Annotated in this window: 23 protein-coding genes; 6 read left to right on the forward strand and 17 right to left on the reverse strand. The window is 36.8% G+C overall.

The window, feature by feature from the left end; genetic code table 11:
* Positions 1-5 precede the first annotated feature (5 nt).
* Genes HQN86_RS14945 through HQN86_RS14955 form a run of 3 tightly spaced genes read left to right on the forward strand, consistent with a single transcriptional unit; the run spans position 6 to position 3716 of the window.
* On the forward strand, positions 6-1505 hold the full coding sequence (locus HQN86_RS14945) for a sigma 54-interacting transcriptional regulator (RefSeq protein ID WP_172661699.1): 1500 nt from the start codon (positions 6-8) through the stop codon (positions 1503-1505).
* Between the two features lie 22 nt (positions 1506-1527).
* The gene (locus HQN86_RS14950; RefSeq protein WP_172661700.1) at positions 1528-2805 is read left to right on the forward strand and encodes a metallophosphoesterase; all 1278 of its coding nucleotides are present in this window, start codon (positions 1528-1530) and stop codon (positions 2803-2805) included.
* 23 nt (positions 2806-2828) lie between these two features.
* The gene (locus HQN86_RS14955; RefSeq protein ID WP_172661701.1) at positions 2829-3716 is read left to right on the forward strand and encodes a UbiA prenyltransferase family protein; all 888 of its coding nucleotides are present in this window, start codon (positions 2829-2831) and stop codon (positions 3714-3716) included.
* A 7-nt stretch (positions 3717-3723) separates the two neighbouring features.
* On the opposite strand, the gene HQN86_RS14960 is transcribed toward HQN86_RS14955, so the two are convergent.
* The 3 genes from HQN86_RS14960 to HQN86_RS14970 are packed head-to-tail and all read right to left on the reverse strand — an operon-like array spanning position 3724 to position 8027.
* Complete coding sequence (locus HQN86_RS14960; protein ID WP_172661702.1) at positions 3724-4413, reverse strand: response regulator transcription factor; 690 nt, start codon at positions 4411-4413, stop codon at positions 3724-3726.
* Between the two features lie 43 nt (positions 4414-4456).
* Positions 4457-6124 (reverse strand): sensor histidine kinase, encoded by a 1668-nt coding sequence (locus tag HQN86_RS14965; RefSeq protein WP_172661703.1) that lies wholly within the window; start codon positions 6122-6124, stop codon positions 4457-4459.
* Between the two features lie 10 nt (positions 6125-6134).
* On the reverse strand, positions 6135-8027 hold the full coding sequence (locus HQN86_RS14970) for a S9 family peptidase (protein WP_172661704.1): 1893 nt from the start codon (positions 8025-8027) through the stop codon (positions 6135-6137).
* 315 nt (positions 8028-8342) lie between these two features.
* Here HQN86_RS14970 and HQN86_RS14975 point away from each other — a divergent pair, with 315 nt between their 5' ends.
* Genes HQN86_RS14975 through rfbC form a run of 3 tightly spaced genes read left to right on the forward strand, consistent with a single transcriptional unit; the run spans position 8343 to position 11032 of the window.
* On the forward strand, positions 8343-10151 hold the full coding sequence (locus HQN86_RS14975; protein ID WP_172661705.1) for a tetratricopeptide repeat protein: 1809 nt from the start codon (positions 8343-8345) through the stop codon (positions 10149-10151).
* A gap of 15 nt (positions 10152-10166) precedes the next feature.
* Positions 10167-10469: a DUF4286 family protein gene (locus HQN86_RS14980; RefSeq protein WP_172661706.1), complete on the forward strand. Its 303-nt coding sequence runs from the start codon at positions 10167-10169 to the stop codon at positions 10467-10469.
* An 8-nt stretch (positions 10470-10477) separates the two neighbouring features.
* Positions 10478-11032, forward strand: coding sequence for a dTDP-4-dehydrorhamnose 3,5-epimerase (rfbC, locus tag HQN86_RS14985; RefSeq protein ID WP_172661707.1), 555 nt, complete (start codon positions 10478-10480; stop codon positions 11030-11032).
* Positions 11033-11118: 86 nt separating this feature from the next.
* Here rfbC and HQN86_RS14990 read toward each other — a convergent pair whose 3' ends face one another.
* From HQN86_RS14990 to HQN86_RS15055, 14 genes are all read right to left on the reverse strand, one after another.
* Positions 11119-11961, reverse strand: coding sequence for an OmpA/MotB family protein (locus tag HQN86_RS14990; protein WP_172661708.1), 843 nt, complete (start codon positions 11959-11961; stop codon positions 11119-11121).
* Positions 11962-12046: 85 nt separating this feature from the next.
* On the reverse strand, positions 12047-12709 hold the full coding sequence (locus HQN86_RS14995) for a DUF2461 domain-containing protein (protein WP_172661709.1): 663 nt from the start codon (positions 12707-12709) through the stop codon (positions 12047-12049).
* Complete coding sequence (locus tag HQN86_RS15000) at positions 12706-13104, reverse strand: DUF983 domain-containing protein (RefSeq protein ID WP_172661710.1); 399 nt, start codon at positions 13102-13104, stop codon at positions 12706-12708. The genes HQN86_RS14995 and HQN86_RS15000 overlap by 4 nt, the downstream gene beginning before the upstream one ends.
* The gene (locus HQN86_RS15005; protein WP_172661711.1) at positions 13088-13342 is read right to left on the reverse strand and encodes a hypothetical protein; all 255 of its coding nucleotides are present in this window, start codon (positions 13340-13342) and stop codon (positions 13088-13090) included. The genes HQN86_RS15000 and HQN86_RS15005 overlap by 17 nt, the downstream gene beginning before the upstream one ends.
* Positions 13343-13398: 56 nt before the next feature.
* Positions 13399-13971: a DUF420 domain-containing protein gene (locus HQN86_RS15010; RefSeq protein WP_172661712.1), complete on the reverse strand. Its 573-nt coding sequence runs from the start codon at positions 13969-13971 to the stop codon at positions 13399-13401.
* A gap of 21 nt (positions 13972-13992) precedes the next feature.
* Positions 13993-14700 (reverse strand): SCO family protein, encoded by a 708-nt coding sequence (locus tag HQN86_RS15015; RefSeq protein WP_172661714.1) that lies wholly within the window; start codon positions 14698-14700, stop codon positions 13993-13995.
* Positions 14700-15059: a cytochrome C oxidase subunit IV family protein gene (locus HQN86_RS15020; protein WP_172661715.1), complete on the reverse strand. Its 360-nt coding sequence runs from the start codon at positions 15057-15059 to the stop codon at positions 14700-14702. Before HQN86_RS15020 ends, HQN86_RS15015 begins: the two co-directional genes overlap by 1 nt.
* A 20-nt stretch (positions 15060-15079) precedes the next feature.
* The gene (locus HQN86_RS15025; RefSeq protein WP_099440523.1) at positions 15080-15787 is read right to left on the reverse strand and encodes a cytochrome c oxidase subunit 3; all 708 of its coding nucleotides are present in this window, start codon (positions 15785-15787) and stop codon (positions 15080-15082) included.
* A 30-nt stretch (positions 15788-15817) separates the two neighbouring features.
* Complete coding sequence (locus HQN86_RS15030) at positions 15818-16408, reverse strand: cytochrome c oxidase subunit 3 (protein ID WP_172661716.1); 591 nt, start codon at positions 16406-16408, stop codon at positions 15818-15820.
* 6 nt (positions 16409-16414) lie between these two features.
* Positions 16415-17293 carry a heme o synthase gene (gene cyoE, locus HQN86_RS15035; RefSeq protein ID WP_048907755.1) on the reverse strand — a complete coding sequence of 293 codons (879 nt, stop codon included), beginning with the start codon at positions 17291-17293 and terminating at the stop codon, positions 16415-16417.
* Positions 17294-17304: 11 nt separating this feature from the next.
* Positions 17305-18369, reverse strand: a complete 1065-nt coding sequence (locus HQN86_RS15040) for a COX15/CtaA family protein (protein WP_172661717.1) — start codon at positions 18367-18369, stop codon at positions 17305-17307.
* Between the two features lie 85 nt (positions 18370-18454).
* Positions 18455-20344 carry a cytochrome c oxidase subunit I gene (locus tag HQN86_RS15045; RefSeq protein WP_172661718.1) on the reverse strand — a complete coding sequence of 630 codons (1890 nt, stop codon included), beginning with the start codon at positions 20342-20344 and terminating at the stop codon, positions 18455-18457.
* A gap of 20 nt (positions 20345-20364) precedes the next feature.
* On the reverse strand, positions 20365-21606 hold the full coding sequence (locus HQN86_RS15050) for a cytochrome c oxidase subunit II (protein ID WP_172661719.1): 1242 nt from the start codon (positions 21604-21606) through the stop codon (positions 20365-20367).
* 68 nt (positions 21607-21674) lie between these two features.
* The gene (locus HQN86_RS15055) at positions 21675-22889 is read right to left on the reverse strand and encodes a quinol:cytochrome C oxidoreductase (RefSeq protein WP_172661720.1); all 1215 of its coding nucleotides are present in this window, start codon (positions 22887-22889) and stop codon (positions 21675-21677) included.
* Positions 22890-22894 lie beyond the last annotated feature (5 nt).

Consider the following 22894-nt stretch of genomic DNA (forward strand, 5'->3'; position numbering starts at 1 on the left):
AAGACATGGATTACAACAACATAAAAACACTTGGCCAACTAAAGGCCTCAAGCTATAAATCATTATCTGTAAAAGACGAGCTTCGTAAGAATCTGATTGTTCAGCTTAAAAATAAGGATGCTGGATTTGAAGGCATTTTAGGATATGATGAAACCGTGATTCCGGAATTGCAAACGGCTATTCTTTCGCGCCATAATATTTTATTGTTGGGTTTACGCGGTCAGGCAAAAACACGTATTGCCAGGCTGATGGTAAATCTTTTAGATGAGTATATTCCATACGTAAGCGGAAGTGAGATTTTTGATGACCCTTTGAACCCTATTTCATGGTACGCAAAGCATGAAATATTAATTCATGGCGACAATACCCCTGTTAGCTGGCAGCACCGTAGCGAAAGATATACTGAAAAACTGGCTACTCCCGATGTAACCGTAGCCGATTTGATTGGAGATGTTGATCCAATTAAAGCTGCTACCTTAAAATTAACGTACAACGACGAACGGGTAATTCATTTTGGTTTAATACCCAGAGCTCATAGAAGCATCTTTGTAATTAATGAGCTGCCCGATTTGCAAGCGCGCATACAGGTGGCATTATTTAATATGCTACAGGAAAAAGATATTCAGATAAGAGGTTTCAAGTTACGCTTGCCATTAGATGTACAATTTGTTTTTACTGCAAACCCGGAAGATTATACCAATAGAGGCTCTATTGTGACTCCGCTGAAAGACCGCATAGAAAGCCAAATCCTAACCCACTATCCTAAAACCATTGACATTTCCAGAAAGATAACCTTCCAGGAAGCAAAAATAACAGAAGAGCAAAAAGCGAATATCGAGGTAGATGGCCTGGTTAAAGATCTGATAGAACAAGTTGCATTTGAGGCCAGAAAAAGTGAGTTTATTGATCAAAAGTCAGGGGTTTCAGCAAGGTTAACCATTACCGCTTATGAGAACCTCATTAGTACTGCAGAACGAAGAATGTTGATTAATGGAGAGAAAAGCACATCCATAAGACTTTCTGACCTGGTAGGCATTATTCCAGCAGTAACCGGAAAAATTGAACTGGTTTACGAAGGTGAATTGGAAGGACCTGCAAAGGTTGCGAATACACTCATCGGCAAAGCAATTAAAAGTTTATTTGCTCGCTATTTCCCTGATCCGGAAAGAGCCAAAAAAAGTAAAACCGCTAACCCATACACTAACATAACCGAATGGTTCACAGATGGAAATACACTAGATATAGCCGACTCCCTTACACAGGCAAAGTACGAAAAGCAGCTTAGGGAGGTTAACGGCCTATATGATCTGGTTAAAAAATTCCATCCTAAACTAAGCGAAAACCAAACCTTATTGTTAATGGAATTTGTACTGCATGGTTTGGCGGAATATTCACAGTTAAACAAAAAATATCTTGAAGGGGGATTCGGATTCTCAGATATGTTTGAAAGCTTATTTAACACCGAACTTGGTGATGACGACGACGATGACATTAATTTCAGGTAATCTTATTAATAAAAATACTTAAATGGGACGACTACCCGCACTTATAATTTTATCTGTTTTACTTCTGGCTTTCGATTACTACTGTTATCGGGCAATATTATCCGTATTTAAAAAATGGAAGCCAACTACAAAAAAACTGTTTTCAATAATTTGGTGGACGTACACTGGTATTCTTGTAATAGGCGTGTTTGCAGCGATTTATGTTCCTTCTTACTTACCTTTATATTTAAGCCTTCGATCAGTTATTCTTGTGGCATTCTTTTTAACCTTGGTTTGTAAAATAGTAATGCTGCCGTTTTTATTGATTGATGACATAAGGAGATTAATTGTTAAAATAAACAGGTCCTTCAAAAGAAAAAACACAGCAGTTTTGACTGAGAAAGAGCCCCAAACTATGGTTGGAGAACCTATAAGCAGATCGTCGTTTATTATAAAAGCTGGATTAATCACAGCTGCTATTCCCTTGACCTCTCTTACCTGGGGCATTTCCTCTGGCGCCTACGACTATAAGATAAAAAGGAGGACTTTAGTGCTCCCGAACCTCCCAAAGGCTTTTGAAGGAATCAGATTTGGTCAGATCTCGGATATCCACTCTGGAAGTTTTTATAATAAGAAGGCGGTACAGGGCGGTGTAGAAATGCTCCTGGCAGAAAAACCTGACTTTATCTTTTTCACAGGAGATCTTGTTAATGATATGGCCACTGAGATGCGCGACTATCAGGATCTGTTCAGTAAAGTTAAAGCACCCCTTGGAGTGTATTCCGTACTCGGAAATCATGACTATGGCGATTATCATTTTGGTGGCGCACCATCAGCTGCTAAAGCTAAGAACCTGCAGGATGTAATTAAAACCCATAAAGTAATGGGTTGGGATTTACTGATGAATGAGCATCGCCGGTTAAAGATAGATGGCGAGGAAATTGGAATATTAGGGATTGAAAATTGGGGAATGGGCCGTTTTCCAAAGTATGGCCGGATGGACCTGGCAACTAAAGACACAGATGATCTACCTGTAAAGCTACTACTATCTCACGATCCTTCTCATTGGAGGCAAGAGGTTTTGAAAAAATATCAACAAATAGATGCTATGTTTAGTGGCCATACTCATGGCATGCAGTTTGGCGTCAGAACTGAACATTATCAGTGGAGCCCTATACAATACATATACAAAGAATGGGCTGGTCTTTACAAAGAACAAAATCAACAACTTTATGTAAATGTTGGTTATGGCTTTCTAGGTTATCCGGGAAGGGTTGGAATTTTACCGGAAATAACGATATTTGAATTGAAGCGGGCCTAATTAAATTAACCGCCTCTCTGCAAATGATTAAAAGAATACTTCTTTCTATTCTTGATTTCCTGCTATTCAGCAACCTGTTTATAGGTATTTGTGCGGTTGCCCAGGGCTTGGTAACCTATCATCTTTTACATGTTCCTGCAGATAAATATATACTTGCATTCTTATTCTTTGCTACAGTAGGTCTTTACAACTTTAGTATGTTATTGGCCAAGCCTAAAGACCCCGGAAATTCACCATATATTAGAGTTAGATGGATATTTTCACATCATCGCCTAATCATTTCAATTACACTGATTTGTATTTTGTGTTTAATTCCACTCGGCTTATGGTATTTAAGCTTGGAATCTAAACTGCTGATGGTATTTACCGGATTAATGGCTGTTGGCTACAATGTACCTTTCCTAACACTAAATAAGCAGCAAATCGGTTTAAGAAATATCCCGGGAATTAAGCTATTTCTGATCGCTCTTGTTTGGTCTATAAGCAGTGTATTGCTACCAATAGTTGAACTTGAACGCAGCTATCAGATCAATATCTCCTCGGCTGAAACCCTTTTACTTGTAGCCAAACGCTTTTTATTTATTGCGGCCATTACTGTTCCCTTTGACATCAGGGATTTGTTTCAAGATAAGCTCTATGCACTTAAAACAATCCCTGTAATGCTTGGAGAAAAAAAAGCCTACGTCTTCTGCCAATTTTTACTCGGCCTCTATGTCTTGCTGTTAATTCTATTCAGACAGGCAACAGTAGGAGACATCGTTGCCCTTACCCTAACCATAATCTTAACGGGCTGGCTGATCTTTAAATCCAATATCAAAAAGAATGAATACTACTATTTCTTCTATCTTGATGGAACCATGGTTCTACAATACCTCGCATTACTACTCGTTACCTGGATTACGCAGTTATAAAAATAAGTTACGCTGGGTTAAAGCGATATCCAACACCTCTTACCGTTTGCAGTAATTGCGGATTATCAGGATTAAGCTCTATTTTTTTACGTAAGCGTACAATGTGCATATCAAGAGTTCTGGTATTCACATCAGAATTGTAACCCCAAACAACCAACATAAGTTCATCTCGGTTAATTACCTTATTCGGATTCCTTAAAAAGTAAAGTAAAATCCTGTTTTCAAGAATTGTAAGCTCTATCTTTTTCCCGTTTCTGAATAGTGTATGGATATTAGGGTGATGTTCCATATTTCCGAAACGATGGATCTCTGAACGGTCATTATTAAGCAGATATTTAACCTTACTATCCAACATTGCAACCAGAACATCCATATTAAATGGTTTAGTTACATAATCTGAAACTCCAAAATTATAAGCATCTATCTTATCCACATCCTGAGCTTTAGCTGTCATCATGATGATCAAATTCTCGAACCCCTGTTTTCGTACTTCTTCACAAACTTCGGCACCCTGTTTACCAGGTAACATCCAATCTAAAAGAACAATATCAGGCTGCTCATCTATTATCATTTTTTCGGCAGTTAAACCATCACCAACCTCCAAAACATCATAGCCTTCGGCTTTTAAACGATGTACAACCAGAAAGCGTAAATTCTCGTCATCTTCAACTATCAGTATTTTAATTCCCTTAGACATAATTTTTTATTTATTTGAATATAAATGCAAACGTATAATGGTACTAGTCATTATATGGCAGTACAATTTTAAACTCTGTTCCTTTATCAACTTTACTTTTTACCGTAATCTCGCCACTCATAAAGTTAACGAGTTCCTTACAGAAAGCCAAACCCAGACCAACGCTCCCATTCTGGTTGTACTGGTTTTGTATGCGAAAAAACTTCTTAAATATATTATTAATTTCTGACGAAGGAATTCCTATTCCCTGATCCGCAAACCGGAATACTACTCTTCCCTTAATAAGTCTGGCAGAAATGTGAAGCCGTTTCCGCTCTTGTGGCGAATACTTATAGGCGTTTTCTGCCAGGTTATCAAAAAGACTTCCCAGTAATACCGGATCGGTAACAAATGTTTTGAATCCGTTTACATCAAAAGTAAAATCAAAATCGGGGTGTTTAAGTCTATGTGATTCAACCGTACTTTCAATAAAATCATTAATATTAATTTTCTCGGAGTTTAGCTGTATTGCCTTATTCTCAATCTGAGTAAAGGCAAGTAATTTGTTCATTAAACCATTCAGCTTATCAGCCTCTTCATCAAGAATTTTTCCATAAAGTTTTAATTCTCTTTCGGTTAAACTAGATGCACTTTTAATGTTGTTTCCTGCAATCTTAATTACACTTACCGGAGTTTTAAACTCATGAGTAAGGTTATTCATAAAATCGTACTGCAGTTTAAACATCTTCTGATTAATATTTAAGTTTCTATAGATAAGGAATGCCACCAATACCAAAATACTGTAAAACAGCAATACACCTAAAGCAATCGGAAGGAAATAACTGAGGATTTCCTTATCAATAAAGGATTTAGAAGAGATAAAATAAAGCTTAAAATCTGAAAATGGTCCCGGCAAGGTTATCTCAGTAGTAACATATAATGAAGAGGTTTCAAGGGGATCATATGTTAACGGTTCAATTTTAATATATTGATATAATAGAGGTCTAGAGTTGATGATCTTGATTTTATATGGATCCAATTGAAAAGAAAGCATGTCCTGCTGATAAATCGGCTGTGGATTTAAAGATTTTCTCATCATTGTTTTGTACATCTTAAGATCCTCTATCCTCGGTATATTCAAATAGGTAATCTTGTTAGACCGTACATTACTAAAGTTACTAAACAGTTCATCCTGGCTAGGTAGGCGAGTGGTATCCAAACTCTCAATATACGATACCAGCTTCAATGCTAAGGCATTAAAATCGTCCCCTGCAATGAAATTACGGGTATTATCACTTGAGAATAGCTTAACCGAATCCATTGGAACCAAGCTTCCAAACTGATAAATACTTTTAGGGCCAAAAGAGAACTTTCCGATATTTAAACCATCAGTTACCGGGGTATTTTTAACTTCAGAATCATAAAAGATTACCTTAGATACAAAGGGATATTCCAGCAACACGGTGTCAACAAAGTTAGATGCAGTGGCCGAATCCAGATAACCATTATAATAAGAAACCTCAGGTAGTTTTTTCTGAAAGAAATCATTATATGGCCTAATACTTTGTTCAAGTACGTTTACCTTTTCAGAAACAAATTGGTTTTCTATATACTTTGTACTAAATCTATAGGCTAATAAAAGCGACAACATAAACAGCACCAACATCAAAATGATGAAAGTGAGTATTAATGGAAAATTCTTACGATAACCGCTTTTCTTCTCTGAAGACATGAGGTTGATTTTACTTCTTTTTTAGGTTAACTTCTAAAAACGATTCAAGAGCTGTATATAGTTTTTGTCGTCCCTCATCGTTTTTACTATAGAATGGATCACCATCATTTTCCAAATAAGTCACGCTTATATTTCTCTTTTGGAGATTTTTTACGAACTGTATGGTTTCACCAGCATTTATATTCGGATCCTTGGTGTTTTGAGCAATAAATAAAGGTTTCTCTATCCTATCTACCTGAAACAAGGGAGAAGACTGGCGCATTTTATCTACGTCAGTAAGTGGATTTCCTATAACCTCATAGTACATTTGTAATTTCGGTTTTAAAAATGGTGGTATTGATTTCAAATAAGTGAATAAATTAATCACCGCAGAATTTGAAGCACCACATGCATAAGTCTTATTTTCAGAATATAAACCATTAAGTGCAATGTATCCACCAAAACCAGTTCCATATATTCCAATCCTTTTAGGATCGGCAATTTTTTTACTGATCAGCCACTTAACGCCATCATTAATGTCATGTTGTATTTTACATCCCCACTCTTTAAAACCAGCAGCCATAAAAGCTTTACCATAACCAGTAGACCCTCTGTAGTTTACTTGAAAAACAGCATATCCTCTGTTTGCAAGAAACTGCACTTCTGGATTATAACCCCAAATATCTCTTGCCACTGGCCCATCGTGAGGCAGCACTACAACCGGCAAATTCTCGGCTTTCATTTTTAAAGGTAATGTTAGATATCCCTCTATTTTCATCCCATCTCTTGAAACATAACTGACAGGTTTCATCTCGCACATTTCGTCTTCATTAATAGCTGAATTGAAATCGCTCAATTTTCGAATTTTCCCTGTTTCAGAAAAATAAAGGTAGTAGGACCCTGGATTACGATCGGTAAACGTTCTTACAATAAAAACGGTCTCTGCTTTATCCCTATCAATTATCCTTGTTTCTGTTTTAGGGAGTAATTTATCCAGATTATTGTAAATTAATTTTACCGAATCATCCAGATAATGCTTCTCTTTTTTCCAGGTTTCATAAACAACAAAAGACATTTTCTGCTTTCTCCTTGAATACTGAGCGTCAGTAATATTTATAGTCTCGTCACCAAACAAAACCTTAATCTCTTTCCCGGTCTTACAATCAAGCTCAACCAAGGCCCCTTTATCACGGTTTACATTGGAAATAGCATAAATAACGTTTAGTTTATTTTTAGCAAAAGCAATTGGTCTTAACGTATTTTTAAAGTTATTTGTTACTATCGGCTTAAATGCGTCGTTTTCGCTTTCTCTGTATAACAATGTTTCATTTACACCATCACTGCTTGTTGCCAATCGGAGTTTACCTTCAGAATCTGTGGTCCAGTCTGTAATATTTCCCGGATTTTTTGCAGCCATTTGCATTTCCCCATTACGAACATTTAAACGATAAACATCAAAAACTGTTGAGTCTCTTTTGTTAGACGAGACAAGCAGGTATTTATCGTCCATCAATTGATCATCAAGAACCTTTATTCTGCTCTTTTCGTTATTCGTTAGCTGCCGCTCATTCTTACCATCCTTATTAATAATAAATATATCAGAGAGCCTAAGCGCAGGATCCGTTTCTTTATAATAAATGAGCTCATCCTTACTTACCCAAAAATAGAAGATAATGCTCTTTTCCTTTAATTGAGTTATCTTTTTCCCCTTACCTGTCTCAATATCCTCAACATATAAATTTTGATTCTTGCCCTCTAATTTCAGATAAGACAAGTTCCTGGCATCTGGTGAAACCCTATAGCCTATCCTATTTTGCGATTTAAAAAAATCGTCGATAGGCATAACTCTCACTCCCCCCTTTTGTGTACAGGCTAAAGCAAAAAGTGATAAGAAAAGAAAAAAATATTTTTTAAATACAACCATATCATTTTTCTGCTTACAAAGCTACGGAACCCTACCAGTGTAAATCAGTTTACACCAATATTGTTACCTTAAACCCCCATTTCAATATGCTCAAAATAAATTAAATATTTAACTAATATGAATTATCCGTTCCTTAGAAACAATCTTTAAAACCCGTCAAATCAATAATTGCCTCATAACCAAAGAAAATAAATATTAAATAATAGAAAACATTCCTTGAGTAACATTTAAAATACGCTTTTATGTTTTTACCAATAGAAGGGAAATTAGAATTCAAATCATTATTTTAGGGACTCTATTGATAGTCCATCCCTGATGAAAAAATTAATTCTGATTTTATTATTCTCTTATACAAGCTTTCTTTGCTCAGCTCAAAGCAGCGTTGATGAAGGATTGGCTTTTCAATATTACCAGCAAGGCCAGTATCAGGAAGCCTCTGTTTTACTGGAGAAATTGTTCAATGCGACTAAGAATGATACTTATTTTGACCTCTGGTATACCTCCCTTATTAAGCTCAAAAAACTAGATGAGGCCGAAAAGATTGCCAAAAAACTAATTAAACAAAATCCAAAAAACTTACATTATACAATGGCTCTTGCCCGTGTTTATCAGGAAAAGGGACAAATAGATGCGGCAAATAAGGCATACTCAGAAACGCTGAACAATTTGCCGGCAGATGAGTTTAAGATAAGAGAGGTTGCTAATATATTCTATAGCTTTCAGGCATATGATCTCGCTATATCAACCTTCTTACAAGGAAGAAAGATGCTTAACAATGAAAAGATTTTCACTTACGAACTTTTAAGTATATATCGTTTTAAAAAGGATAAGAACATGCTTGTGCAGGAGTACATTAATGCACTCGCTCAAATGCCTGAATTATTGCCCCAGGCAGAAAGTGTACTCTCTTCTATTTTTGAAGACAACGCCGATTACCTTATTTTACAAGCTGCCTTGTTAAAAAAAATACAGAAGGAACCGCAAACAGAGATTTATACCAAACTTTTAATATGGCAATATCTTCAGCAGCAAGAATACGAAATGGCATTAAGGCAGCTAATAGCGCAGGATAAACGAGTTAAGGATGATGGAGCTATATTATTCAATACGGCCAATACTTTTATTGCTAATCAAGCCTATACTACTGCTATAAAGGCCTTTGAGTACATTGTAAGTAAAGGCAAGGAGAATCCATATTTTTTACCCGCAAAGGTAGAAATGATAGATGCAAAATATCAGCTGGTAATCACCGGTCAATTTGATAAAAAAGCAATTACAGATCTTGCTACAGAATACGGTTCTATAATTGATGAGTATGGAAAAACTGCTCAAACAGTTTTTGCAATGAAGAAACTGGCTAACTTACAAGCATATTATCTTAACGACTTACCTAAGGCTGAAAAAACGTTAGAAGACGCATTAACTATCACTGGCCTTTCTGCAGCCGAAACAGGCCAGATGAAACTCGATCTTGGAGATATTTATATATTGACACAACAACCCTGGGAGGCTTTTTTAATTTACGAACAGGTAGCTAAGCAGTTTGAAAACCAAGCTGTAGGAAACGAAGCTCATTTCCGCTCAGCAAAACTTTCTTTTTATCAGGGCAGTTTCTCCTATGCAAAATCCCAGGCAGATGTTTTAAAGGCATCAACATCTCAATTAATTGCTAATGATGCATTAAACTTGAGTTTAATGATTTCCGATAATCTTCAATCTAAGGTAGACAGCAATGCACTTAAAATGTATGCTGATGCGGAGATGCTTCAGTTTCGAAATCTTCCTGCAAAGGCTCTCATAAAACTGGACAGCATTGCAATCGCCTTCCCAAACAATAGCTTGACTGATGACATATTAATGGCAAAATCCAGAATATATATCAAAACAAATGAAATAAATAATGCCATAAAGGTCCTTAAAGAACTTATAGACCAACAAGGAACCAGTCTTTGGGCCGACGATGCGCTATTTACATTAGCAGACCTATATGAGAAAAACCTGAAGAATAATGAAGAAGCTAAAGCATTATATCAGAAACTGATTAGTGACTATCCAGGTAGTATGTTTACCACAGAGGCCCGTAAGCGTTTTAGGAAACTTCGTGGGGATAATATTGGTACATAGTTCTATCTTTGCACCATGTTATTATACAATGTAACCACAATTATCGAAGATAACTCAGCAGATCGCTGGCTTCAATGGATGCAGGAGATCCACATTCCACAAGTAATGCAAACAGGATTATTTGTATCCAATAGGCTTCTTAAAGTAGTTGACTCTCCAAATGAAGGTGTAACATACTGTGCGCAGTATATAGCCGAAAACATGGATAATTACTTAGCCTACCAGGATAACTTTGCACCTGCTTTACTAGCCGAAGTGAATGAAAATTTTAAAAATCAGCAGGTGTCCTTTACCTCTCTGATGGAATATATCGCTTAATCCTATTTATGAATATTATAGAGACTCCCATTGCTAACCTTCTGGTTATTGAGCCCAAGGTTTGGAAAGACAACCGGGGATATTTTTACGAAAGCTACAATTCAAAGTTGTTTTCAGACGCAGGTATTGATGCTACCTTTCTACAAGACAATCAATCTTTTTCTCAGAAAGGTGCTTTACGTGGACTTCATGCTCAAAAAGCCCCATTTGAGCAAGGTAAGTTAGTAAGGGTTCTACAAGGCAGCGTTTTAGATATAGCAGTAGATATCAGAAAACAGTCTGAAACTTTTGGCCAATATTTCAGTATAGAACTTAGTGGCGATAACCATAAACAATTATGGGTTCCACCAGGATTTTTACATGGTTTTTTAACTCTTGAGGATGATACTATTTTCACCTATAAAGTAACTAATTACTATGACAAGGCTTCCGAAATTGGTGTAATATGGAATGATGCTGATATCAACATCGATTGGAGTAGTAGCATTGCAAAAGAAGATCTGATCCTCTCTGACAAAGACCTGATATTGCCCACTTTCAAAGATTTCGACAGTCCTTTTTAAATCGCCCAAACCTTTAAGAATTTAAGTAAAATGGCCCGTTAAATATTAACGGGCCATTTTTATTTGTGTGCTACCAAGCTTTGAAATTATTGTTTGATCAAATCATACAACTCGTCCAATTTAGGCGAAAGAACGATCTCAATTCTACGATTCTTGCTTCTGCCCTCCGCTGTGGTATTGGCATCCAACGGCTGAAATTCGCCTTTTCCCGTTGCTGTCATACGCACACTCTCAACCTTACTAACTTCTGTGAGGTAGCGCACCACCGATGTTGATCGCAAAACACTTAAATCCCAATTGTCTTTAATTTGTCCAAGGTTAGTTATTTTTTGAGAATCTGTATGACCTTCAACAGCGATGTTAATTTCGGGCTGTTGCTTTAATACATCTGCCAGTTGACTTAAAGCTTGTTTCCCCTTCTCGTCAATAATAATACTTCCAGAAGGGAATAGCAATTTATCAGTAAGAGAAACATATACTTTACCATTTCTAATCTCCACAGTCAAACCGTTTTTAGTAAATCCTAGAAGTGCCTGCTGCAGTTTTTCCTTTAATTGATTGGTAGCCTCATCACGTTTACGTAATATCTCTTCCACTTCTTTTAAGCGTTGCTCACGTGTTTTTAAATCATTCGAAAGCTTGTTGATCTCCGTAGAACTCTTATTCTTTAGTTTAGCATAATTACTATCCATTTCGGAATACTTGTTCTTCAGATCGTTTAATGCACTGCTTAATCCGGTAGTATCTTTTTTTAACCTTGCAATCAGACCCTCCAGATTTTCATTCTTTAATTGCGATTCTCCCCATCCTGTTTTTAATGAATCTTGTGTTGCTAGTAATGATTTATACTTTTTAGGAGACAGAACTACGCACGAACTGAATGCACTGGCAAACAGCCCAACGAATAAGAATAAGCTAATTTTTTTCATTAATGTGTTATTAATTTAGTGATCAGGAAAATTCGCGCAAGCCCATCATTTAGAGCTCTAACCCTATACGCGTTTTTCAATAAGTTTATTGCGCTACTGCGTTTCTCAAAAATAGAATAAAAGGATAAACATTTTCAAAAGCAGTTTTCAACTTATCAACGATTCCTGGTTTTAGGAATTCATCATCCCTTAAAGGACATACTGCTATAAAGCTCTTAAGTTTTAGATATTCTATTTGAGGATGATCAGTATCATAGCCTTTCGGGGCATTTTTTAACGTATCTTCCTGACTTAGCGTAAAAGTATTTTTAAAACTTTTGTTATCAATTATGTTCAGAAATTCGGAAGTATTATAATCTATCTCTTCTCTTATACTTTTTAAAACAGGAGCTTCAGGCATCCAAAATCCAGCGCCAAGGAAACATTCTCCCGGCTGTATATGAAGATAATATCCCGGACCATGTATATTGCTCCCTTTTATACTAAAAGAGATTCCAAAGTTATTTTTATATGGATCTTTATTTTTACTAAAACGAACATCCCTATAAATACGTAACAGACATTTTTTTGCTGCTGTATCGATAGGAAATTCAGGGTCTACAGCTGCTAATTTGGGTATCAGCTGATCAATAAATGCCAATACATCTGTTTTCGCAGTTTCATACCTGCCCTTGTTTTCTGCGAACCATTCCCGGTTGTTGTTTTGAGCTACGTCTTTAATAAAAGCTAATGTTTCTGACTTAATCATGGCTTGTCGTAATAGGCGTTATACTTTATTTTTGGAGAAAGCCAATGTAATAAAATCACCCGGGAATAACGATAATTGAAAGGTGCCAAAATTAAACATCCTGTAAAGATTACAGTAAGATAAAGCCATAAAGATTCAAACTCAAGATTACCTCCTGAAAATACATAAGTAGCTATACCTAATGCAATCATCTCTGCACAATTCATAGCATAGCTCACATACATGGCCGCGTAAAAATAACCTGGCTCAATTTCAAAACGTTGACCGCAATGGCCACAAATGGTATTGGTGTGCTGTACGTTAAAGCCATAAAGACTTCCCGTAAAGATATCGCCTCTCCTGCATTGAGGGCATTTACCGTGGACGAGTGCGTATAACTTAGACGTTTTCTGCATAATTAACAGTTCTTTTGCGATATTTTATATACCACAACACGCCCATTCCTGATATTAGAAGATAAGGAATAGCCAAAAGGTACAAAATACCTGAGTTTAAACCTTTTCCCTGAGTATTACCGTTCTTTACACTTTGTTCAGCACTCACAGTACACATGGCACATTGCGCATTCACATTATTTGACGATGATACTGTGATCAGGATCATAAAGAGGAAGATAACTGCTACCTTTTTCATGTTGCAAATATAAGCAAAGAAACTGTAACACATTTTAAGAATAGTCAGAAACCAGTCTAAAAATTGTAATAAGGTGATATCATTAGGTATACTATTACCCCAGTTACAGCAACATACAGCCATACCGGATAAGCCCACCTAACAATTTTTTTGTGACGTTCCACCTGCATATTAAATCCTCTTAAAAAGCTCACAAGGATTAAGGGTAAAACAACAATAGCAAGAATAATGTGTGTAGCCAGTATAAAGAAATAGATATAACGGGTTGACCCAACTGCGGCCAATTCAATTGCCGACAATACCCCGTTATGATCAACATCTCCATACTTAGTATCTTTTTCATAGAGGTGAAAAACGATATAAAAAAGGAGGAAGATTGCCGAAAGGATAAATGTGATAACATTCGTTACTTTATGGGCCTGGATGTTTTTCTTTTTTATAAAAATTAAAGACACAATAAGGAGTATTGCACAAGTTGCATTAATGCCTCCTATTATATGTGGAAATAGATAGATGAAAGATGGTGTAGGCTCTGGAGGTGGTACTAACTTTAACGCGATAACCACAAGTAACACAACCGCTGTTACAATCCATATTAATCTTAAAAAAAACTTATCATTAAAATTCATATTCTATCTATTTGGAACTTCTTATCTTCCGTCTCTGGAGTTTCTCAACTCCTCTGCCAGCAACACTTTAATTTCATCATCCAGCTTTGTTAAGGCCTCCTGATTTGTGGCCTCATAATAGCCTCTAATGCGACGATGGCTATCAAGCAATACTAGCATATTGCTATGAATAAATTTGTTCTCAGTGCCAATCTTTTCCTGATGGGCATCTAAGGACAATCCTTTTTTTATCAATGTCGATAACTGTGTGCTATCTCCCGTTAGTAAATCCCACTTGCCTGCCTTTGCAGAAAGTGTCTTCGCATAACCTGCAAGTACATCTGGTTTATCAGTTTCAGGATCAATACTGATTCCTACAAAAGTAACTGCTTTATTATGCTGATAGGTTTCATTAAAACCTTTCATAGCCCTGGTTGTCGCTCCAGCACCATTCGCATCTCCTTTGGTATAAAACAGACTTAATATTAAAATGTTGCTTCCATATTTACTCAAACTAACAGAATCTCCATTCTGGTTGATCAGCTTAAAATCATTTACTACATGGTAAATCGTATCGGGAATCTGTGTCCCTCTAACCGAGTGAAATGTAGCAGCAACTTCTTTATGCCCAAAAATAGGAAGCGGTCTGTATCTGTTTTTGCCTTTTTCCTGGAGTAAATAATACAAAAATCCTGGTACCGCTAATATGGTGACCAGGATTAATATTTTTTTTATTGGAGTACCCTTCATTAAACTAAAGGCATATGTAGGTGTAAGTAGCCGCCTTCAATTAACATCAAAACAATAAAGTAAAAGATAAAAACAAAAACGACGGTTAAAGAAACCTGAAGCCCTACCTTCTCATATTTAAGGTGCATAAAGTACGCAACGATATAGAATGCTTTTAATAAAGTTAAGGCAATGTAAACGAAGTTACCTATATGCTGAGGCATGTGGCCACCTGGTATAAGAACCAAAGCAATAATAAACTCAATTACCGTGATTGCAAGCAGGATACCAAATACCTGCCAAATTTTCTTTTTATCTAACCCAGCATGTTCACCATGTGCATGCTCGTCGTGAGAGTGGTCTGTATGTATTTCTGACATAATATTTTAATTGAGAAAGATTAAACTAAATAGAAGAATGTAAACACGAATACCCAGACAAGGTCTACAAAGTGCCAGTATAAACCAACTTTTTCAACCATTAAGTAATGTCCGCGTTTTTCAAAAGTACCATTAATAGTCATGCATAAGATGATGATGTTAATGATCACTCCGCTAAATACGTGGAATCCGTGGAATCCTGTTATTGTAAAGAATAGATTTGAGAACTGAAGTGCAGATACTGTAGATACCTCACCGGTAAACAAATGATGTAGCGTTTCCATGGTTGGAATCTTTCCCCAGCCAAACCCTTCATGGAACAAATGTGTCCATTCTGCAGCCTGACAACCCAGGAACATTAAACCACCTATAATAGTAGCAATCATCCACCACACTACTTCCTTCTTAGAGCGTCTGTGACCAGCCTCTACCGCAAGTACCATAGTTACCGAGCTCATGATCAAAATAAACGTCATAATACCCACAAATACAAGTGGAGCACCACTATCGGTTATGCCTGGAATAGATTGGAAAACCAAATCCGGATCTGGCCATGTAAATTTACTGAAGCGCTGCGCTCCGTAATAGATCAATAATGACGAAAATGTGAATGCATCAGAAACCAGAAAAAACCACATCATTATTTTGCCGTACTCTACTGACCACGGCGAGCGGCCCCCACTCCATGGAGTAGTTTTTACCTGATCTAATTGTGATAATGAACTCATTTTGTAAATAGTAATAGTTTGTTAAAAAATCTAACTGTTCAAAAGTAAAAAAACATACAGATATATCCATAATATATCTATAAAATGCCAAAATATAGAAGCAATTTCCATCCGGTACTTGCGTGTTTCTATCGGCATTTCTTTATAAGCCCCAATTAGGGCATTCAATACAATACATAAACCTGCAAAAATGTGCAGTAAGTGGAAACCAGAAACAACATAAATAACAGAAATAGCAGCATTATTATTTACCATTGCTGCTCCGCTATGGTATAAGCTCGACCATGCTTCTACCTGCAGGTAACCAAATACTAATCCAAGGGCAATAGTAAACCACAAGAACAATCTCTGCTTTTGAATCTGCCCGTTCCTTAGCGCTCTTGATGCCAGGAATAAACAGATACTGCTACCTACTAATGCAGCTGTACTATACATAAAAACATCAGGCAGTACCAAACCGTGGCCTTTACCTTTTGAGGCTGCAAAAACAATGTAATAACTTGTCCAACCTCCAAACATAATAGTTGAGGAAACCACAAACAACCAGATAACAAACTTCTTAGGTTTAGTATCTATAGGTGCTGCAGACTTCATATCCTCTTTATTTAATGTGTGTACCATCTTAAATTATTTAGCTATAAAATCAAAAAATAAAATCACCTGCACTAATGGAAGATAGAAGAAGGAACAAAACATTACCTTCCTTGCACTTGCCAAATCCATATTAACCCACATTTTAAATGCCAGCCATGCAAACACCAATCCCGCAATTAGTGACACTCCAGCTATATAATAGCCACCAAATCCATAGAATGTTGGCAACAAGCTAACCGGAATTAATATTAAGGTGCTGATAAATGTTATAAATGCACTTGCCTTATCTCTTTTAGTAGTAGGCAACAATCTAAATCCGGCCTTCTTGTAATCATCATCAAGTACCCATGCGATAGACCAGAAATGAGGAAACTGCCATACAAACTGTACAAGGAAAAGTATTACTGCAATTTCATCTATCTTTCCGTGAGCTGCCACGTAACCAATTAGTGGGGGCAAAGCTCCCGGAATGGCCCCAACAAATACTGCGATAGGTGATTTGCGCTTTAAAGGGGTGTAAGCAAAAGCATATAAAAATATCGAGAATACGGATAACAATCCTGTTTCGATATTTAATTTCCCTAATAACCACGTGCCAAGCATTCCCATTACTAACCCCGATACCAAACCCTGGCCAGTGGTCATATGTCCGGCAGGCATTGGACGGTCCTTGGTTCTGGTCATTAACTTGTCCAGATCAACCTCTATTACCTCATTGAAACAATTGGCTGCAGAGGTAACCAGGAAGCCCCCAGCTATTAAAATAAGCCATTTGGTCCAGTCTATTCCAGGAACCACTCCAGCGATTTCTACCTGCGACCCAATTAAAAAGGTAACTGATGCAGAAAACACTACCAGAAAGGTAAGTCTGAATTTAATGAGCTTAGAAAAATCTGTTAAAAACTGTTTCAAATTATATATTATTAATGCTCTTGATTGTAAGTATCTGTTTTGTAAACTAACAAGAACAGATAGTATTGCAGACTAAATAGTAAGGTTGAAAATAAAATGTGTAATGCCTGAGCGTAAGGAGGCAATGCAAAGTTCGACAATATTAATCCAGTTACTATCTGAATAATCAAAACTACTGCTATGGAATTGGCTACCATTAAAGCGGTAGCTTTACCATTAAACCTATCTTTAACAAGCTTGTATATAATGATGTTCAATATAAGCACAACCATAGCTGAGTCTCTATGATAAGAAAAAATCTTGCCTACTCTGGTTAACCAGCTTTCGCGGTCATTATACATTAAAGCTTTTGAAACAGCATCAACAGCCTCTCTTACTTCGGTTCCTAAAACAATTTGCAGCACACTTACCACTATAGCTAAAAAGATTAAAACCTTTAACCATACTACCTTAGCCATAACTATGGTTACTGCCTTATGCATCTGCTGTGCGTAGTTATAGGTATAAACCAATATGGCCAGAATTACTAAAGCCAATAACATGTGTACCGTAACAATCCATGGAACCAGATTGGTTGACACAACAATTGAACCTAACCATGCCTGAAAGGCGACCACTACCAGATTCACCCAGCTTAAAACTACTATACGTTTAGCTGTTTTACGATAGGTAAAAGAATAGATAACTAATCCAACTAATAAAAACCCGGTTGCAGCCCCCATCAAACGATTTAAATATTCCGTCCAGGTTTTTGCTACATTAAAAGTCTCTGGTTGTAAGATAGATTCATCATGTCTTATGCTATCTGCAAGATGTCCTTTACCTAACTTATCAAGTGTTTTAGCAAAACGTTCATTCTTTACAACACGTTCAGCTACATACTTTTCTTTGTAGTCTGCAGGTAGTTGCGAAGCCGAGGTTGGAGGAACATATTGATCAAAACACTTTGGCCAATCCGGACATCCCATACCAGAACCTGTACTACGTACTATCCCCCCTGCCAAGATTAGCAATAAGGTTACAACTATCGTTATAAGGTTTAGCCTGATAAATCTCTTCTCAGATTTAGGAACCATGGTTTGTATTAGATTTAAAAAAAATGAGGTATCTGTTGTAAGTATTTACCTACTGCAGATACCCCATCATATTATAAACTATATGCTAGTCTAATTTTGTTCTGCCTGCAGCTTCTTCTTTCTCTTCCCACTCTCTCTGTATACGCTCAGCTTCAGCGTTTCCTTCAAAATCATGTGGCATATTAGAGCTCATAGTTTGAGAGAAAGGCACAGTTTGAGGAATAAAGTCTTCCTCGGCACCTGGCTTGCTATAGTCATATGGCCAACGGTAAACAGTTGGAATCTCACCTGGCCAGTTACCATGTAAACGTTCTACAGGAGTAGTCCACTCTAATGTATTCGCACCCCAAGGGTTTTGAGATGATACTTTGCCTTTGAAAATAGAATAGAAGAAGTTAAATAAGAATGCAACCTGAGCCATTGCAGCAATAATTGCAGACCATGTAACCAAAATGTTTACAGTAACCCATTTCTGCATAAACTCAAACTCAGTAAATGCATAGTAACGACGAGGAACCCCATCAAGACCTAAGAAGTGTAGCGGGAAGAACACTAAATAAGCACAAATAAATGTGATCCAGAAGTGTAAATAACCAAGTTTACTGCTCATTAATCTTCCGAACATTTTAGGGAAGTAATGATAAACACCTGCAAGCATACCAAATATTGCAGCAGACCCCATTACAAGGTGGAAGTGAGCAATAACGAAGTAAGTATCATGCAAGTTAATATCTAAAGATGCATTACCTAAGAATATACCAGTTAAACCACCTGAGATAAAGAATGATACCATACCAATAGCAAACAGCATAGCTGGAGTAAATCTGATATTACCTCTCCATAGTGTAGCTAACCAGTTGAATGTTTTAACTGCCGAAGGAACAGCAATAATCAAAGTAGTGATCATAAACACACCACCCAATAATGGGTTCATACCCGTTACAAACATGTGGTGACCCCAAACGATGAATGATAAGATGGTAATACCGATTAGTGAATAAATCATTGCATGGTAACCGAAAATTGGCTTTCTTGAATTCACAGACATAATCTCTGAAGACAATCCCATTGCAGGCATGATTACAATATATACCTCAGGGTGACCCAGGAACCAGAATAAGTGTTGCCATAAGATTGGTGATCCACCTTCGTTTGGCAATACTTGAGTACCCATAACAATATCAGAAAGATAGAAACTTGTTCCAAAGCTACGGTCAAACACTAACAATACAACACCTGCAACTAATACAGGGAAAGATAAGATACCTAAAACAGCTGTTAAGAAAAATGCCCAGATTGTTAATGGCATTTTCCACAAATCCATTCCCTTAGTACGCATGTTTAAGATAGTACTTACATAGTTGATACCACCCATTAAAGATGATGCAACGAAAAGTACCATACTGATCAACCATAAAGTCATACCTAAACCAGAACCACTAATTGCAGTTGGTAATGCAGATAGTGGCGGATAAACCGTCCATCCCGCACTTGCCGGTCCTGTTTGTATAAAGAATGAACTCATCATGATCACACACGCAGTAAAGAAGAACCAGTATGAAAGCATGTTAAGGAATGGCGATGCCATATCCCTTGCCCCAATTTGAAGAGGGATCAATAAGTTACTAAAAGTACCGCTCAAACCAGCTGTTAATACAAAGAATACCATGATGGTACCATGTATGGTAACTAATGCCAGATAAAAGTCGGGTTTTATCCTCCCACCTTCAGCCCATTTACCTAAAAATGTCTCTAAAAGAGGAAAACTTTTATCTGGCCATGCTAATTGTATACGGAACAATATAGATAAGCCCATTGCTATAACAGCCATGATAATACCAGTTATCAAAAACTGTTTAGCGATCATCTTGTGATCCTGACTAAAGACGTACTTCGTTAAAAAAGTCTCTTTGTGATGACCATGATCATCATGGCTATCGTGGTTATGTGTATCGTGTAATGATATAGTTGACATAATGTGCTATTCCAGTATTGTTATTTTTTTAAAGCTATTTGATTCGTTTTAACTGCAGAAGTATCTTTTGCAGCTGTATCAGCAGGAGCTGCAGCAGCTGGTTCACTTGCAGGAGCCGAAGCTACAGGCAAATTAAATTGCTTCCTTAAATCATCAGTTAGGTATGTTGGCAATTCAGCAACCCATGCGTCATACTCGGCTTGTGAAACAACTTTAACCTCTCTCTGCATTTTGTAGTGACCATCACCACAAATCTTATTACATAAGAACAAATATTTAAACTTAGGATCATTTGTTTTAGCTTTCATCTCCTCAGTAGTAATTGTAGGAGTGAATTCAAAATATGACGTCATACCTGGTACAGTATTCAACTGAACTCTAAAATGTGGCATATAAAAACTGTGGATCACATCTTTACTGGTAAGAATCAAACGAACCGGCTTATTAACTGGAATAACCATTACTTCTGCAAGTTGATCATCCAATGTCTTTTTATCTTTAAAATCAATACCCAAAGCGTTGTCTGAAGTAATTAATTTATAGTTTTTAAGTCCTACCACACCGTCGGCACCTGCGTAACGAATTGCCCAGGCAAACTGAGATGAAGTTATCTCAATACTGATAGGCTTGTTATTAGGATCTTCAACTTTATAGAATATAGATCTCCAGGTAAGGAATCCCATAAGTACAAGAACTGTTAGAACTAACGCCGGAATGATTGTCCAGATACGCTCAATGGTATTGTTATGAGGATAGTAATAAGCTTTCCTTTTTCCGCTGTGTTTGTAGAAATAAGCAAAAGCAAATAGAAGTATGTGTGTAACAATGAAAACGATGGTGGTAAGAATCAATGTAATATTAAACATCTGATCTATCTTTTTACCATGCTCAGAAGCAGCCTCAGGTAAGATCATGTTACCATGAACCGTATATTCCCAATATACACCATATAAACCTACTATAAGGAATAAGGCGAATAAACCTCCGTTTATTGCATCCCAGTTAATTCCTTTTGGTTTATCCTGTGCCTCACGGGTCAATTCATAAACCTTTAATGCCTTACCAACTATTGCTACAAATAAGCAAACCAGTAAAAATGCAAGAACATAGAACGTCGCGGTTTTATAAACCGGCCCCATATCAACAGGTTTCTCTGCTGTTGCAGCGGCAGCCTGCGCAAACGCGCTTGTATTTGCAAATGCAGTTACAATCACTGCTAGTGCCGCTATTGTTTTATTACTTATTAATTTTCTTAGACTCATTTTCTTAAAAGTAGTAACACTGTACTTCTATTATACTATTATTTATTATATCCTATCCAGATCACCTATTATAAATGGTGATTTAAACTTTCTTGTAAAAATGGATGGTTCTTTGCGATCAAAGGTTTTTTACTTAATCCATTTAAAACGGTAAAGGTAAACAAACCTACAAAACCTATCGCTGTACCAATTTCAATGATACCAAAACCATGGTGCTCTTCTACAGTTCCAGGCATGATCATTTGGTAATAATCAACCCAGTGACCACACAATACAATGATCGACACTGTAAGTAAAATATTTTCTTGTCTTTTATTATCTCTGTCCATCAACAGCAATAATGGCGCAAGGAAGTTTAAAATTAAATTCAGGTAGAACCAAAACTCATAGTTATCAAATCTTTTGTAAAAATATACAGTCTCCTCAGGCATGTTTGCATAGTAGATAAGCAAAAACTGAGCGAACCATACGTAAGTCCAGAAGATAGAGAAACCAAAGATAAACTGACCTAAGTTGTGTAAATGACTGTTGTTTACCCAAGCCATGTAACCTGATTTCCTTAACAAGATAAGGATAATGGCAATAGTAGCTAAACTGCTAACCCACATTGCTGCGAAATTATACCAGCCAAACATAGTAGAGAACCAGTGTGCCTCAAGTGACATTACAGTATCAAAAGCAAATATTGGGGTAGTAAATCCATAGATTACAAGAAATACACAAGAATACTTAAAGCTCTTTCTGTAAGAATTTAAGCCCCCTTCTAAATCTTCATTATTAGATAATCTGGCAAGTAATAATGCAAAAAAACTATATACTCCCAGGAAGATTACCTGACGAGCCATAAAGAAAGGCACATTTAAAAATGCTGATTTACCTTGTATTAATTTATCAAAGTTTTCGCTGTTAGGATCTGTTAACCCCGGAGCGTTCCAGTGATGATATAAATTGTGAGTATATAAACCTGCAGCCATAACAGCAATTAAAATAACTACCGCAATTGGTAGTGCTTTAGCCATTGCCTCAGGTACACGTAGTATAGAAGCAGACCAACCTGCTTGTGCTACAAATTGAACAGCTAAAAAGAATGCGCCCGACATGCAGACACAAGCGAAGTAATAAGCCATTAATAACAGGTTAGCAAAAGTACGCTCGTGAAGCGCCTCAGCCGAAAAGCCATAGCCTATAGCCAATAATCCTATTACTATAGCGATTATGCTTAGGTTTTTTGCTTTACCTGTAAACTCAAACTGCTCAGTTAAATTATAATTATGAGTTCCCATTTATT

It is taken from the genome of Pedobacter panaciterrae, assembly GCF_013204795.1.
Taxonomy (GTDB): domain Bacteria; phylum Bacteroidota; class Bacteroidia; order Sphingobacteriales; family Sphingobacteriaceae; genus Pedobacter; species Pedobacter panaciterrae.